This is a genomic window from Pseudomonas sp. P105, from assembly GCF_032614175.1.
GTDB lineage: Bacteria > Pseudomonadota > Gammaproteobacteria > Pseudomonadales > Pseudomonadaceae > Aquipseudomonas > Aquipseudomonas rhizophila.
Genome location: NZ_CP126693.1, coordinates 2,818,067 through 2,833,781, shown reverse-complemented (window position 1 = coordinate 2,833,781; position 15,715 = coordinate 2,818,067). Strand labels below are relative to the sequence as shown.

The following is a 15,715-nucleotide window of genomic DNA, read 5'->3' as shown; positions in this document are numbered from 1 at the left end:
CCACTGCGACTCAAGGCACCGCTTTCATGTCCACGACCAGAACACGCCGCGTGTGCGACACGCTCAACCCCAGCAGTCCACCGACCATGAGAGCCCCCGCCATGAAATACATTGCGGCATGAGTATTGCCGGTTTGCTGCGTCAGCCAACCGACCACAATCGTACTGAAAAAACCAGCGACGTTCCCTAAGGAGTTGATTAACGCAATTCCCGCTGCCGCCGCGGCGCCGCCAACCACCATGGTGGGCATGCCCCAGAATACCGGCAAACCGCTAATTATCGCAGCGGTGCCAATGATCAGACCGACCATCGACAGCAACAAGCTATCGCCGAACAACGTACCAAAAACCACCCCAGCGGCACCGATGCAGGCGCAGATCAAAAGGTGCCAACGATACTCACGATGAAGGTCCGAACTACGGCCGACGATCACCATGCTGACGGTCGCAATGGAGTAAGGGATCGCGGTCAGTACGCCGATGGCCCACGGTTCGGCAACGCCGCTGTTGCGGATGATGGTCGGCATCCAGAAGCTAATCACGTAAAGCCCCAGTACCAGGCAGAAATAAACCGCGCCGAGCAACCAAATTTTCGGGTCCGACAAACCATCTCGTACCGAATGACGCGGTTTTTCCAAAGCCTCGCGGTCCAGCGCGGCCCGCATGCCGAGTTTTTCTTCGATACTAAGCCAGTGCGCATCGTCAATACGGTCGCACAGCAGATAGAACACCGCAGCTCCCAGTGCTACTGCGGGCAAACCTTCAATCACGAACAGCCATTGCCAACCGGCGTACCCGGCCACGCCATCGAGCTTGTGCATAATCAAACCGGAAATCAGTGACCCGAGCATGCTCGAGATCGGCAGGCCAGCGATGAACAGAGAAATTATCACGCCTCGGCGATGACTCGGGAACCAGGTGGTGAGGTAAAAAATGATCCCAGGGAAAAATCCGGCTTCAGCAATGCCGATCAGAAAGCGCAGCAGGTAGAAAGTCGCGGGGGTTTCGATGAACATCATGGCTGCTGACAGCAGGCCCCAGGTCACCATGATTCGGGCGATCCAGCGACGCGCCCCAAAACGATGCAGTGCAATATTGCTAGGGATTTCGAACATCAGGTAACCGACAAAAAACATGCCAGCGCCCAGCCCGTAAACCGCTTCGCTAAACTTCAAATCGTCAAGCATCTGCAATTTGGCGAAGCCGACATTTACCCGATCGAGATAGGCGACCAAGTAGCAGACAATCAGCAGCGGAATGATCCGCCACGCGGTTCTTCGGTAGGCTGAATGCAGAGCATGATCCGGCAAATCACCGGTAATCGGCGTTAACGTGTCCATCTCGTACCTCGTTCTTGTTGTTGTAGGGGCAATCATGAAATGGTGTGACAAACGGATCAGAGCGCACGACCTCCTGGCCAGTCGCCGCACTCGCACATGCCACGGACGACTTCGCGGATCAACTCACTAATCAGCGTTTTAAGGTGACTGGCAGGCATCGAGGCGCAGCTACAGATGCCCAGGGTTCGGGACAGCCCGTCAGCGGTAATCCGGTGGGCAACCAGACGACCGTCTTCGATTTCGCGCATGGCCAGATTCAATGGCATGATGGTGTGACCAATGCCTGCCTCGACCGCACTTTTGAGGATGTGCACGGAGTTGACCTCCATGGCGATCTCGCCAGTTGCCAGGTGATGTTCCTTCACTGCTTGTTCGACGAGGGTCCGCGTGCAGTGACCATGGGCCTGGCCAGGGAAGACGAGCGGCCGGGCCAGCGCTTGCTCCAACGACACCTGACCAGGATCCGGCGCATCGGGCGCGTTGGCCCGGTGAATCAGGTAAAAATCTTCTTCGATCAGCGGACTGAATAGCACCTGCGGGGGTAAGTCGGGGGAGGTGAATAGTGCGAGGTCAACACGGCCATGGATCAGTTGGTCCATGACGTTACCGGCCAGTTCTTCGTTGAGATGGAAGGATACTTGCGGGTAGCGCGCGGCCACTGCTCGCATCAACGGCATGGCCAGGATGGTCGCGACACTCTGCGGCAACGCTACGACAATGGAACCACTGACTGAGCCCGAGCTGCTGCTAACGGCTGCACGGGCATCGGCCAGGTGTTTGAGCATGCCTTGGGCATACTCATAAAAGACTTTGCCGGCCTCACTAGCGACCACGCCGTTGTGGCTGCGATGGAACAATTGCACCCCTAGTTCCTCTTCCAGCGCGGACATCTGTTTGCTCAATGCCGATTGTGCTACGTGCACCTGGCGGGCTGCCTGAGACAGACTGCCGCAATCAATGACGGTGACAAAATATTTGATCTGGCGGATTTCCATGAACGGCTCCCAGCAGGGCTCGGACTTACTTAGGCGACGATGGTACAGCGCGTCAGCTTGCCGATTTCCCGCGAGGAAAGATCTTTCCGGGGTTCATCAATTGTTTCGGGTCGAGTGCCGCCTTGATCGCTTTCATGGCATCTACAGCGTTTTCTCCATGTTCAATCTCCATGAAATGTTGCTTGGTCAAACCGATACCGTGCTCACCGGTACAGCTTCCGTGCATAGCAATCGCACGCTTGGCCAGCCGATAAGCCACCGCTTCGGCGCGCTCGACTTCGGCCGGATCTTCGGGGTCGACCAGAATCAGGGCATGGAAATTACCGTCACCGACATGACCGAAAATTGGCGCGAGCAAGCTGTTTTCCTCAAGGTCCGCAGTGGTTGCTTCAATGCATTCAGCCAGCCGCGAAATCGGCACCACCGCATCGGTGGTCAGGGAGCGGCAACCTGGACGTAGCGCGAGGGCGGCGAAATAAGCGTCGTGCCGCGCTTGCCACAGACGACTGCGATCCTCCGGATGGACTGCCCACTCAAAGTCCAGCCCTCCATGTTCGTCGGCGACCATGCGCACGGTGTCCACCTGTTCCTTGACACTTGCTTCGGAGCCATGCAATTCGAAGAACAATGACGGCGCTTCGCGCAGTTGGGTTTTGCTGTAGGCGTTAAGTGCACGCATGGTCAATGCGTCGAGCAGTTCAATACGGGCGATCGGTACCCCGAGCTGAATCGTCTGTATCACGGCGCGTACCGCGTGATCAACACTGGGAAAACGGCAGACGGCAGCCGACATGGCTTCGGGAATCGGATGCAGCTTGACGGTCAGCTCAGCGATGGTCGCCAGCGTACCGCCCGATCCCACCAGTAAATGCGTCAAATCGTAACCGGCGGAGGACTTACGTGCCCGCCCACCGGTATTGATCACCCGCCCATCGGCCAGCACGGCGGTCATGCCCAGCACGTTTTCACGCATGGTGCCGTAGCGCACAGCGTTGGTTCCCGAGGCGCGGGTAGCCGCCATGCCGCCCAGCGACGCGTCCGCGCCGGGATCGATCGGGAAGAACAACCCTGTGCCATGCAGCGCTGCGTTTAACTGCTTGCGGGTCACGCCTGGTTGTACGGTGGCGTCCATGTCATCGACGCGAATTTCGAGGATCCGGTTCATGCCAGAGACGTCAATGCTCACGCCACCATGCGTCGCCTGCAACCAACCTTCCAAGGAAGTACCGCTGCCATAAACAATCATCGGCACATCGTAGCGATAGCATGCGGCGCTGATGCTGACGATCTCGTCGAGACAGTTAGCGTACGCGACGGCATCTGGCGGCATCGGATCGAGGGCGGAAATGTCGCTGCCATGGTGCTCGCGCACGCTGGCCGAGGTGGAAAATCGCGAGCCGAGCAATTGGCTCAGTTCATTACATAATGAATCGGGAAACAGCGGGTATTCACAGGCAGCAGGAAGGGCCATCGATCCATCTCCAGTTTTGTGTTCGCCGCGCTAGGATTGTGGCTTTTGTAGAGAGTGATTGGCCATCTTAAGCAGGGTTTGATCAACACTTATAGTGCTGATTTCAGATAGGTCCATCTCTTGTAGAGATAGCCTGCTGGTGACCACTTAGTAGCAAACCGAAACAGAGGAGATAGCTGCAGTGGAGAAGCTGAAACCGTGAAAACCGTAATAGATTTCAATAATTAATTGGCCAGTTCACAGCCATATCTTTCGGTGTGACACGTCAACTTATCGATATCTAGTAAGGTGAGCGCCAGCAACAATTTATTACGTTTTCTGCTCTGCTGACTCTTGGCACAGAGGTGTGGAGGCCAATTATTTGGGCACTGGCCAACTCGACAAATTGGGCAATTATTCGCGCAAATCGAGCAATCACTTCAGAGGGTTCGGTTCTATAGTTAACCATCGCCATATCTAGGTGGGCGTTCTCTTCAATGACGTATCCGCGCATCTCGAAGCCGTATATTTGATCTACTGCAATAATTAAGCACCTGCTCTTGGGCGGACTGAAAGGCTCCCCCCGAGTGCTCGATCAACGAGAACTCATCCTGCAATCACCTGCGACGGTGATTTTTTCTTCGAAACAAGTCGTTTCGAAGTGTTGATCCAATTCATTTCGGAGAGCTGTCCCACCATGAGCGCACTCAACATCAATGGCCGTGAGTACACGGTTGACCTAGACCCTGGCACCCCGATTCTCTGGACCCTGCGCGACACGCTGGGCATGACCGGCACCAAGTTCGGCTGCGGCGCGGCCCTGTGTGGCGCTTGCACTGTTCACCTGGACGGCCAAGCCATTCGTTCCTGTGTGACTCCTATTGCCGCCGCCGAAGGCAAGAAGATCACGACGATTGAAGCGGCAACCAATGGCAGTGACCCGATCGGCACCGCGGTGCACGAGGCTTGGGTCAAACACGATGTGGCGCAATGCGGCTACTGCCAAAGCGGCCAGATCATGAGTGCGACCGCTTTCCTTAAGGCCCAGCCCAAGGGCAAGCAGCCTACTGCGGCCGAGATTGACTCGGCCATGGCCGGCAACATCTGCCGTTGCGGCACCTACGCCCGTATTCGCGCCGCGGTGGCTGATGCCGCCAAAGCCCTTGCCTGATCGGAGCTCACCATGTTGAACGAGATTTTCCCAAACGAGCTCCCCCGCGCCTTGCAACACATGCTTGAACGCGAACATGCCGACGGCCCCATCACACTCCCCCGCCGCAGCTTCCTCAAGATCGTCGGTATCGGCGGTCTGGCTCTGGGCGCATTTCCTCACCTGGCCTTGGCGCAACAGGCCGATGGTGCCGGCGTAGCGCCGCTCAAACCGACTCAACAACCCTCCGCATTCGTGCAGATCGCGCCCAACGGAGAGGTCACGGTGACCATCAACCGCCTGGAATTCGGCCAGGGCGTACAGACCGGCCTGCCCATGATCCTCGCCGAAGAACTGGATGCCGACTGGAGCCTGGTGCGCAGCCGCAACGGCAGCAACGACAACGCCTACCAAGACCCGATCTTCGGCATGCACCTCACCGGTGGCTCAAATTCGATCAAGAACAGCTTCACCCAGTACCGCGAACTTGGCGCCCGCGCTCGCGCCATGTTGCTGAGTGCGGCAGCCGCGCGCTGGAACGTGGATGTGGCGAGCCTGAGCACCCAGGCCGGCACGGTGCTCGGCCCGGCAGGCCGTAAAGCGAGCTACGGCGAGCTGGCTGAAGCCGCGATGGCGATGCCTGTGCCCGAAAAGATCACGCTCAAGGATCCCAAGGATTTCCGCATCATCGGCCAGGCCACCACACGCATCGATGCCAAGGCCAAGAGCAGCGGCCAGCAGGATTTCGGCATCGACATGCATCTGCCGGGGCAGCTCACGGCTGTCGTCGCCCGGCCGCCCGTGTTCGGCGCCAGGATCGCGTCCCTGGATGACAGCGCGGCGCGGGCCACGAAAGGCGTAAAAGCTGTGCTGCGCGTACCGCTGGACGGCGGCGCCGAAGGTGTTGCGGTGGTCGCCGACAGTTACTGGCAGGCAAAGCTGGCCCGTGATGCGCTGAAGGTGGAATGGAACTCAGCCAACGTAGAAAAAGTGGACAGCGAAAAACAATTGGCTCACTACCGGGAACTGGTCGGCCAGCCCGGCCCGCGCCAATTCGATGCCGACATGACGCCACTCGCTACAGCACCGCATCAATTGGAGGCCGAGTTCGTATTCCCCTATCTCGCCCACGCCCCCATGGAGCCGTTGAACTGCACCGTCCAGATTTCTGAGGGGCGCGCTCAGCTGTGGGTTGGCACCCAGTTCCCTGGCGGCGACAGTGCAGCCGCCGCAAAGGTGCTGAATCTTAAGCCTGAGCAAATCCAGATCAACGTGCAAACGGCAGGCGGCGGCTTTGGCCGGCGCGGTGTGCCGAGCAGTGATTTCATTGTGCAGGCTTGTGAGGTGGCCAAGGCTGCGCGCGCCGTCGGACTGAACGTACCTATTCGCACACTTTGGAGCCGTGAAGACGACATCAAGGGTGGCTACTACCGTCCCGTGTATCTGCACCAGGCGCGCATCGGTTTTGACGATAGCGGCAAGGTATTGGCATGGGATCACGCCTTGGTCGGGCAATCCATCCTCATCGGTACCGTGTTCGCCGGGCAAGTGAAGAACGGCATCGACCCCACCGCGACAGAGGGGATGCGCGATCCATACCCGCTGCCGATGCGCCTGACGGTTCATCACCCAGAACTGAACGTACCCGTGTTGTGGTGGCGGAGCGTGGGCTCCACCCATACGGCCTTTGTGATGGAGACGCTGATCGACGAGATCGCCCGAACAACCAAGCAGGATCCAGTGGCTTACAGGATGAAGCTGTTTGCCGATCAACACCCGCGGCATCGCGCCGCGCTGCAATTGGCCGTGGACCAGAGCGGCTATGGCCAACGCGAACTGCCCGCCGGCCGGGCCTGGGGCGTAGCGGTACACGAGTCGTTCAGTTCGGTGGTGGCCTATGTGGTGCAGGCTTCGGTGCAAGACGGCCGTGCGGTGTTGCACCACGTGACCGCCGGTGTGCACTGTAACCTGGTGGTCAACCCGCGCAGCGTGGAGGCGCAGGTGCAAGGTGCGGCCCTGATGGGGCTGTCGATGTGCCTGCCGGGCGGAGCTATTACCTTGAAAGATGGCGTGGTGCAACAGAGCAACTTTGCTGATTTCAGCGTGCCGCGCATTACTGACATGCCTGAGTTCTCGATCCACACAGTGCCCAGCGCCGAGCCCCCTACCGGCATGGGTGAACCCGGCCTACCGGCGTTGGCCCCGGCCTTTGCGAACGCGATAGCGAGCCTGACAGGAAAGCCTGTACGTCAGTTGCCATTCAAGTTGACGTGAAGGGGGATTTAATTTCCGCTTGGCCGAAGCTTAGGTCACATGCAACTCACGGTTAACGTCAATCAATCGACCGCAGAACTTGCCAGGAAAACAAATATGGGTATTTTTGATTGGAAACACTGGGCAGTCATTCTGATTGTTGTGATCCTGGTCTTTGGCACTAAAAAACTGAAAACTCTGGGCTCAGATATGGGTGAGACAATCAAAGGCTTCCGCAAAGCCATGAACGAGGAAGAAAACAAACCGGGCGAGCGAGCGCTTGATCCCGAGCATGCGTCCGTCAATTCCCTCCAGAGTACCCACGCGAAAGCTCAAGCTGAAGATTGGCCGAAGAATTCCTGAAAAACACCTCGTATCCGCGACCTGTTTGTCAAGCCAGGGTTTTGCCTTGGGCCTCCTTCAGTCTAGGAGTCACCCGCGAAACCCTTTACCTCTAGCTAGCATTTCCCTTGAAGTGGACTTTTCACCGCCACGTAAGTGCGCCCTTGCTGGGCGCACCATGGAAAGGCTCACTGCTGGGTGAGCCTAATGGGACAAAAATAAAGTTTTGATTGCAGTTTCATTCTACAAGCGGCTTCTAGAAAATCACCGCACAACTCATACTTCACATGCGAATCCGTTTGATATCGCGCTGAGGTGGCTCTCCAAATAGGCGACTATATTCGCGGCTGAACTGCGAGGAACTTTCGTACCCCACCAGTCCTCCCGCGCTGCTCGCGTCGATATTCTGGCTGAGCATCAACTGTCGAGCAGCTTGTAGTCGTAACTGTTTCTGATATTGCAAAGGGCTCATGCCTGTCACGGCACGAAAGTGTTGGCGAAACGTAGACGGACTCATATGCGCCTGCGCTGCCAGATCATCCATGCGCAACGTCTGGCGAAAATTCATTTTCAGCCAGCCTAATGTCTTCGCAATTTGTTGGCTGGGTGAACCGGCGGCAATGACATGCAGTAACTGCGGACCGTGGGTTCCACTTAACAGCCGGACGATGATCTCCTCCTTGATCAACGGGGCAATGGTCTCAATCCATTGGGGCTCTTTCAGCAGGTCCACCAAGCGCCTCAGTGCATCAAGCACCCCTGCATCCAAAGCCTGTACGGTCACTGGACGAAACTCGTCATCTCTCATGCGCTGTGATAGCCGCATGCGCTCAGCGACCTGCATCACTGTGATGCTGTCGAGTGCCAGCATCATGCCCAGGAATGGCTTGAGAACGCTTGCATGAGTGACATGAGAAGTTACCGGAAGATCGACGCTGGTAACCATCGACTCGCCGGGCTTATACGGGAGTACTTCATGGCCCACTATCACCTGCTTACCACCTTGCAAGGTCACGCCAATCCCCAGGCCGTAGATACAATGCATGGGAGCAGTAACGGCTTTACGTCGATGCAGGCTCAAACCGGGAATGTCGGTGACGAGGTCACCATCGCCAGGTACCAGTTGACTGACCGATCTGGCGAGGCGAGTGATATCAATTGTAATTTGGTCATTTGACAAATCGGTATGCACATTCAACTCCCTAAAAATAACAGACTCAGAGATGGTCACGGCCGACGCCGTTACTCACCCGAACAATGTCCGCCATGACCGCAAGCGCGATCTCTGCCGGGGTCTTGCTTCCCAGTTTCAGTCCAATTGGCGCATGAATCCGTTCGAGGGCATGGTCTTCCAGTCCACCGATGCGTTTGACTCTTTCCAGACGCCTTTCGCTGGTGCGCCTGGAACCCATGGCCCCGATGTAAAACGCGGGAGTTCTGACTGCTTCCAGCAAGGTCAGATCGTCAAGTCTAGGATCATGAGTCAAGGCCACAATAGCAGTTGCTGCGTGGCAACCACCCTGTGATATGTAGGTGGCTGGCAGGACCTTCAGCAGTTGTACCTGCGCCATGGTAAACGTCGAGGTTAGCTCATCACGCGGGTCACACACGATCACTTCATAACCCAAGGCGACCGCGAAACCGGCACAAAACTCCGCCACCGGTGACAGGCCTGCTACCAGCAACCGCCGGGCCGCCCCAACGCGAATTCGCACCTGATCAGTATCCACAGCGACTGTAGCGGACACGCTCGCGTCGACCTCGATCTGTCGAACGCTCGTTCCGAGGGTAATATGGCGCACAACCAGATGCCGCCCCTGCAGCGCGCTTAGTAACATCGCGAAGTGTTCCTGCGCTGCACAGTCCGGCTCGAACTTTTCTACTAGAACATCAAGCACCCCACCGCAAGGCAACTCCCGTGACGGTGCAAGTCCACTTTCACCATAACGAACAATCTGGTTGCACTCGGCAAACTCATCTCGACCAAGCCGTTCCAGAAAATCGTCTTCGACGCAGCCTCCAGACAACGAGCCGCAGAATGCACCTGTCGGTAAGGCTACCAACATTGACCCCGGGCCACGTGGTGCAGAGCCAAAGGTAGCAAGGACCGTACACAACCAAACCCGATGTCCTTGTTCAAGCCATCTCAAGGCTTGCTGAATTACCTGTAGGTCAAGATTTTCCATGGTGCGGCTACCACATCGATTCATCCGGTGAAGTTCTCAATCGTTACCATCAAGGCTCGACATGCATTTCCATCTGCCAAACTTATGCTTCTGGCATGTCAACGACGCCTTAGGAGCAAAGATGCAGACGTTTTAAACTGACGAAGGGCATTGCCACATCCGCTTCAACATAACGAAAAGCCACGCGGTAAACGCCCCATATAGCGGTTTCAAGCACCGCCAGCCAAAGGAGTGATCCTGACGGTTGCAGCACGCGCCCGCTCACCGATCATGGGTTCCAAATAAGGGCTGGCGCTGTACTTGGCACGGTAAGCGTCGTCGATACGACGATTGATTTCGCCTTCCACTGCCTCGAAGATGACCTTGCGTGTCATTCCGGCAGCGATCACCTGTCCTGCTTTTTCTCGAACGGCGGCTTGGTACCAACGTGAAGCTTTGCCGTTGTAGGCCCGGACGTACAGGGCGCCATCGACTTCAACACACCAGACCCATGTAGGGGTGCCGTAAGTGATGCCATCCTCACGAAAGGGAGAAACCTTCAGATCGTCGGCTTTGACGATGCGCTGCAATTCCTGCTCTGACCACGCGCCGACTTGTATCTGGGGATTGGAAGCGCGCTGCTCCTTTGCGCCCGCATCTGAATTTGCCGCCCAAAGCAACGAAGACGCTGACACTACCGCTACAAACAGCACCGCTGCCAACTTGAAACTCGAAGCATTCAGAATCATCACTCTATCTCTCCATACACAGTAGATTTTATCGGTGGATAGCACTATCACTTTCTGAAGCGACAGAGCCACAGCCGCCCTCGCCATCGGTCATCAACGAAGCCTTATGCCTCTGCCGATTGGCCAGCCAGAGGCACAGCCCGCTCCAAATACCGGCGACGGGCACAATGACTATTGCCACAAACCCGAAGCCCGCGCCCACGGTTGCCAATCCCGCAGACAGCCACCCGCTGGCGGCATCCCCCCCCCGATACACTAGGGTTTCAATGACATTCTTGGCCTTGTACTTTTCCTCTCGGCTGACTACGGTCCAGAGCACTTCTCGCGCCGGACGCACAACGGCGAACTCAATCGCTCGGCGCAGGCCCTGCGCCAAAGCGACCATGGCGGGCACAGGTGCCAGTGCCATGGCGGTGAACGCGACAATGGTCGCCACGGGCAGTGCGACCAGCGCCCCGCCAACGCCAACGAGGCGAATCAACGGCCCCGTCAGCAACAGTTGAAAGGTCAAGGTCAGCGCCGACACGATGAGGTCGACCACGGCAAAAAATTGGGTTCTGCTGGCTACGTCTGAGTAACTGCCAGCTACAATCCGTCCCTGCTCGAAATACAAAAAAGTGGCGGCAGTCGTGTGCAGCAGCATGAACAACACCAGCCCCAACAGATACGGCGAGCGCGTAATCAGCGTGATGCCGGCGAGCATGCCGCCACCCAAGCTTCGATCACCGGAAGCAGGGCTCGCAGACCGCGTATCAGTCCGAGACAACAGCGCCTGGTAACAACGCACTGCCAACTCCAGCAGCACCGCCGCCGCCAGGGTCAATGCCATGGGGCCAAGCTTCGATGCCATGGTCGCTGCCAGTAGAGGGCCGACGAACGTGCCCAAGGTTCCGCCCGCCGCAATAAAGCCGAACAATCGCAGGCCTTGTTCGCTGGAAAACCGGTCAACCAGTACGCTCCAGAAAATGGACACGATGAACAGGTTGTAGATACTGATCCAGACAAAAAACACCTGGCCGACCTGGACGGGTGCAATCTTGTTGGCGATCAACACCCCAAACACCATCATCGTTAAAGCGACAAAGCGATAGATCAACGGTATGAATCGCTTGGCAGGCAAGCGCGACACCAACGCACCAAAAATCGGAACTATCAGCAACATCACCATAAAAGTTGCGGTAAACAGCCACTGCAATTTGTCTGCACCGCCTTCCAGGCCCAACGCGTCGCGTAGCGGACGCACCAGGTAATAGCTGGCCAGCACGCAGAAATGAAACGCAAAACCGAGCAGCAGCGTCGCTCGCTCGGATGGCAATACGTTCGCCCATTTGAGCGTCCCCGCGGACATCATTGGTGACTAAACCCGGTTGAGATGGGCAAGTGTCCGGCGATGGGCATCAAAGAAGTTTCCATAAGTTCATCAAGGGGGCTCAAGTCAATAAACGCTATGCATACACTTCAGCAACAACGTTGTAGGTACTGAACAACAACGCTTTGGCATGATGTTGTCGCGCCAGTTGAAACAGGTCCGAATCCAACCGTTGGGCGCTCTTTAGGGCCTGCTCACCGTGTGCCCTGGAGGACCACAGAATGTGCATGAGCGCCCGATCTCCTTCGTCACTGACTTGCACGTCAGCTTTGATAAACCCGGGGCAGAAGCAGGTAAAGCGCTCTATACGCGTGATCAACGTTGTAACCAGGTCCTCCACATGAAGCGGATCGACAGTAAACTCAACAAAATGACTGAACCTACCGTCCCGGATTGACGAACTCATGAGTGTTCTCCAAAAAGTTTTCAGGTTGGCGCCACGCTCAGTACTTCCCAATGGCTACCGGCCAGCGCATAGGTATTCATGCAAAGCATCGGGAGGCTATGAGCTCAACCCGGCCAGTTTTTCAGCCAAAATGCGTAAGGGGTTGGCAGCACCGCTGAAGGATCAGGGATGTTCAGGTCTCGTGCCGCCTGGAATGGCCAGTGGGGGTTCGCCAGCAACGTCCGCGCGAAGAACACCAAGTCCAGCTGACCCGCGCGCACAAAAGCATCAGCTTGCTGAGCGTCGGTGATCATCCAACTCGCCCCTACAGGCAAGCCTGTTGCTGCTCGAACACGTTCAGCGTAAGGAACCATGAAATTAGCCGCCCATGGCACAGGCTCATCGGCGCTGGAGAGCGCCAAGGAGATATCGACAAAGTCGACCCCAGCGTCCTTGAGCCATTTGAGCATCTGGATGGACTCGAAAAAGGACGCCTCGGTCTCCTGACCGAACTCCACCACGCCGATGCGTAGGGTCAACGGCAAGTGGTCTGGCCAGACTCGCTTGACCGCAACCACGATATCTATCAGGAAGCGTGCACGATTCTCCAGACTACCGCCGTACTGATCGGTGCGGATATTGGCCTGCTGCGATAGAAAGCTCTGGCCGAGAAAGCCATGGGCAAAATGCAGTTCCAACCATTCGAACCCAGCCTCCAGTGCACGAACTGCGGCTTGAGCGAAGTCATTCTGAGTGCGTTCAATTTCTGTGAGTGTCATTTCGCTGGGCAGGTGCGGCGTACCAGCCATGTAAGGTAGAGCACTGGGTGCGATGGGTTGCCAAGCCAGTGGATCGGATTCAGGTAGTGGCGCGCCGCCCTGCCAGGGTACAGAGCAGCCGGCCTTGCGTCCGGCGTGCCCAATCTGAATACCCGGCACCGCTCCCGCTGTCTTTATGGCGTACGCCACCGAAGCAAAACCCGAAACTTGCGAATCACACCAAAGGCCTGCGTCACCAGGGGTGATGCGCCCCCTGGGCGACACTGCTGTGGCCTCAACCACCACCAGGCCGACACCACCCTTGGCCAAGGTTTCGTAGTGAGTCTGATGCCATTCGTTCAGTAGACCGTCGCGGGCCTGGTACTGGCACATCGGCGAAGCCACGATACGGTTACGTAACGTGACGTCTTTCAAGATGTACGGAGCCAAAAGAGAGGCCATCTGAGGTCCTTCATCGTTGATCAGCATGGCCGCAGTATGCTGCGCCCGCGGCTTGAGCCGCTTGCCTGATCGACGCTATTGATTGCTTGATTCAACGAATATTAACAACCAACACCCCATCAGGCCCAAATATTACAAGATATGTCACTTACAACGAATGCCTAATATGATGATATTAGTTTGGGGTTATAGCGTGTGAAAGATGTAGTCAGTTGCCAGCTGATCATCCAATGCTACGCCCCCCTGATGCAGTTGCTGGCGTAATGCCGGCGTGTCAACTCGGACTTTCCAATCTGGACGTATCGCTGCATTTGTCCCAGTGTCGTAGCGACCGATAGCCTCCACCAGTTTCGCTCGATCGGGCAGGTACACCGCGAACGCGTTCCCCTTCCACGCCGCAACGTTTAGCCCCAGAGCCTCGCATAGCGCGATTTTGGCCTGAGCATCGTCCCTGTCCGCCTGACGGGAACGCTCGACCTGATCGGCAAGAACCGGATCGACGATGCGGTCTGTAAACAGGATTTCACCTTCTTCCCATACTTCAGGAGGGCAAATTTTGCTCTCTGGAGTCAGGGCAATGAACGGATTGATTTCCATCGGGTAGATTCGACATACCAGTGGCCGCTCCTCGTAGATACCGCAACGACCGTCATCGCCGAGGTTCTGACATTGCACCAGCGCATTGCCCGCGAACACCGCAACGACCCGGACATGGGCGTCACCACAAGTCACTTCCACAGCTCTTCCGGCAGCATGGGCAAATTGCTGAGGTTGCAAAGCCCAGGTGGACTCATCAAACGCCTCCAGTATGATCGCGACCTCATGCCCTCTTTGTAGCCACTGCCTTGTCTCGCCCAACGTCAGCGGAACCAGACGACCTTTGCAGCAGATCCCGCAGCCGTTGCAGGCAAACCGGATAGCGTTGTTTTCCATATCAGCACTCGCACATGTTTTCGACCGACCACAGATTTACTTGCCACCCAGATACAGCTGTGGAAGGACCTGAGGGCACCGCGGGAGTATGTGAAACAAGGAGCAGATCTGTTTGCCAGATCTGGCGGCATGCTTGCCCGATTCGAGGTCATTTCAATTATCCGCCTCAGCGGCGGTCGAATATTTGAAAGTCTGGTGCTTTAGGCAGCCTTTGCCTCAAACCCTGCAAACCGTTACTCAGCAGAGCCCCGAGAAGGAATCAACGCTGGCACGAGCTCGGCATTGGTTGCAGGGGCCTTATCTTTGAGCGGCACAATCACTCCACCTTCCGAGAAACATCTGATGACAGACAAAAAGTTTGGCTTATCACCACGGGCGGTCGCGGCCTCGGTGCTTACCTGGCCAAATCAGCGTTGGCCGCCGGGCATGCGGTGGTCGCCACCTGTCGCGCTCAGCAGAAGATCGTGGCGGCCATCGGCAACAGCGACAACCTGCTCTCGATCAAGTCAACGCCCTCTCCGATTGCAAGAGTTGACGCAGATTACGCTCTGAACTTTCATGGCCAAGGTAAAGCGCTGTCTGATGAGGCATCCGAGGCGCTTCCGCCGATCCATACCAGTCATATCGGACTCCTAAAGGCTGCTGATGGGTGTCGTACGACTGGAGATTGAAGGCCGGCCTTCTCCTGATTATTGCGGAGCGGGTACATACCCTTCGGTCATGATGACAGTGCCTTCAGTTGCCTGCACACGTAGCCTTTTAGCCGCCGAGTATTCCGGCGAGTTATAGAAGCGTTGAGCATCGGCAAGGCTTGGGAACTCAACAATTGCCATCACCGAGCGAGGCTTGCCTTCGACTGCTTGAGCCTTGGGGTTGAAAACAATTACCCTGCCGCCAAACTCAGTTGCAAGCGGCCCTGCTGCATCCATGTAAGCCTGGAAAGTCGCCTGATCCTTGATGTCATAGTTGGCAATCAAGTAACCATGCGCTTGTGCATCTTGTGCCTGGCTGACACCCGCGAACGCCAAAGCAAATGCAGCGAGAGTGCCTTTAACGAATCTTTTCATCAGTTTTATTCCCATAGTTTGAATGGCAGAACGCGCTAAACGCGCTAAACGCGGCCCATGCTCAGGTAGCGGCAGCGTCGAGAGCGGTGTTTGAGTATGGGATGACTTGCTTGGAATTAAATGCCGAAACCGTTTTTTTTGTTGCCTGTTTCGATTAGTTCGCCGGCCCCTTTCCTAGGAGGAAAAGCGCTTCGGAATTCGGAAATATCGCCTCAATACTTGAGGATTTTGTTTTGGTGAGCCGTTTGTATGAACGTTACTAATAGGATTAGCGTGGATACTCTGCAAGACAGGAGAT

The 15,715-nt window shown here is 56.6% G+C and carries 14 protein-coding genes; 3 read left to right on the top strand and 11 right to left on the bottom strand.

What is annotated here, in order from left to right:
- Positions 1–10 precede the first annotated feature (10 nt).
- From QOM08_RS12870 to QOM08_RS12860, 3 genes are read right to left on the bottom strand one after another with little or no spacing between them, the layout of a single operon-like run.
- Positions 11–1,339, bottom strand: a complete 1,329-nt coding sequence (locus QOM08_RS12870) for an MFS transporter (RefSeq protein ID WP_316913109.1) — start codon at positions 1,337–1,339, stop codon at positions 11–13.
- Positions 1,340–1,395: 56 nt separating this feature from the next.
- A complete protein-coding gene (locus QOM08_RS12865) occupies positions 1,396–2,334 on the bottom strand; it encodes a LysR family transcriptional regulator (RefSeq protein ID WP_316913108.1) in 939 nt (312 codons plus the stop codon).
- A gap of 52 nt (positions 2,335–2,386) precedes the next feature.
- Positions 2,387–3,805: an FAD-binding oxidoreductase gene (locus QOM08_RS12860; protein ID WP_316913107.1), complete on the bottom strand. Its 1,419-nt coding sequence runs from the start codon at positions 3,803–3,805 to the stop codon at positions 2,387–2,389.
- A gap of 676 nt (positions 3,806–4,481) precedes the next feature.
- Between QOM08_RS12860 and QOM08_RS12855 the strand changes: the two genes are divergently transcribed.
- From QOM08_RS12855 to QOM08_RS12845, 3 genes are all read left to right on the top strand, one after another.
- Complete coding sequence (locus tag QOM08_RS12855; RefSeq protein ID WP_316913106.1) at positions 4,482–4,955, top strand: (2Fe-2S)-binding protein; 474 nt, start codon at positions 4,482–4,484, stop codon at positions 4,953–4,955.
- A 12-nt stretch (positions 4,956–4,967) separates the two neighbouring features.
- Positions 4,968–7,208 (top strand): xanthine dehydrogenase family protein molybdopterin-binding subunit, encoded by a 2,241-nt coding sequence (locus QOM08_RS12850; protein WP_316913105.1) that lies wholly within the window; start codon positions 4,968–4,970, stop codon positions 7,206–7,208.
- Positions 7,209–7,304: 96 nt separating this feature from the next.
- Positions 7,305–7,550, top strand: a complete 246-nt coding sequence (locus QOM08_RS12845) for a twin-arginine translocase TatA/TatE family subunit (protein WP_316913229.1) — start codon at positions 7,305–7,307, stop codon at positions 7,548–7,550.
- A 262-nt stretch (positions 7,551–7,812) separates the two neighbouring features.
- Here the strand turns inward: QOM08_RS12845 and QOM08_RS12840 are convergent, their stop codons facing one another.
- The 8 genes from QOM08_RS12840 to QOM08_RS12805 all read right to left on the bottom strand — a co-directional run bounded on the left by QOM08_RS12840 (position 7,813) and on the right by QOM08_RS12805 (position 15,417).
- A complete protein-coding gene (locus QOM08_RS12840) occupies positions 7,813–8,721 on the bottom strand; it encodes an AraC family transcriptional regulator (RefSeq protein ID WP_316913228.1) in 909 nt (302 codons plus the stop codon).
- 25 nt (positions 8,722–8,746) lie between these two features.
- The gene (locus tag QOM08_RS12835; protein WP_316913104.1) at positions 8,747–9,715 is read right to left on the bottom strand and encodes an XdhC family protein; all 969 of its coding nucleotides are present in this window, start codon (positions 9,713–9,715) and stop codon (positions 8,747–8,749) included.
- Positions 9,716–9,924: 209 nt separating this feature from the next.
- On the bottom strand, positions 9,925–10,443 hold the full coding sequence (locus tag QOM08_RS12830) for a DUF2255 family protein (RefSeq protein WP_316913227.1): 519 nt from the start codon (positions 10,441–10,443) through the stop codon (positions 9,925–9,927).
- A 28-nt stretch (positions 10,444–10,471) separates the two neighbouring features.
- Positions 10,472–11,794: an MFS transporter gene (locus QOM08_RS12825; RefSeq protein ID WP_316913103.1), complete on the bottom strand. Its 1,323-nt coding sequence runs from the start codon at positions 11,792–11,794 to the stop codon at positions 10,472–10,474.
- A 94-nt stretch (positions 11,795–11,888) separates the two neighbouring features.
- Positions 11,889–12,218, bottom strand: a complete 330-nt coding sequence (locus tag QOM08_RS12820; RefSeq protein WP_316913102.1) for an antibiotic biosynthesis monooxygenase — start codon at positions 12,216–12,218, stop codon at positions 11,889–11,891.
- Positions 12,219–12,322: 104 nt separating this feature from the next.
- Entirely contained in the window at positions 12,323–13,417 is a 1,095-nt protein-coding gene (locus QOM08_RS12815; protein WP_316913226.1) for an NADH:flavin oxidoreductase/NADH oxidase, read from the bottom strand.
- 186 nt (positions 13,418–13,603) lie between these two features.
- On the bottom strand, positions 13,604–14,350 hold the full coding sequence (locus QOM08_RS12810) for a YkgJ family cysteine cluster protein (protein WP_316913101.1): 747 nt from the start codon (positions 14,348–14,350) through the stop codon (positions 13,604–13,606).
- A 689-nt stretch (positions 14,351–15,039) separates the two neighbouring features.
- Positions 15,040–15,417: a DUF1330 domain-containing protein gene (locus QOM08_RS12805; protein ID WP_316913100.1), complete on the bottom strand. Its 378-nt coding sequence runs from the start codon at positions 15,415–15,417 to the stop codon at positions 15,040–15,042.
- Positions 15,418–15,715 lie beyond the last annotated feature (298 nt).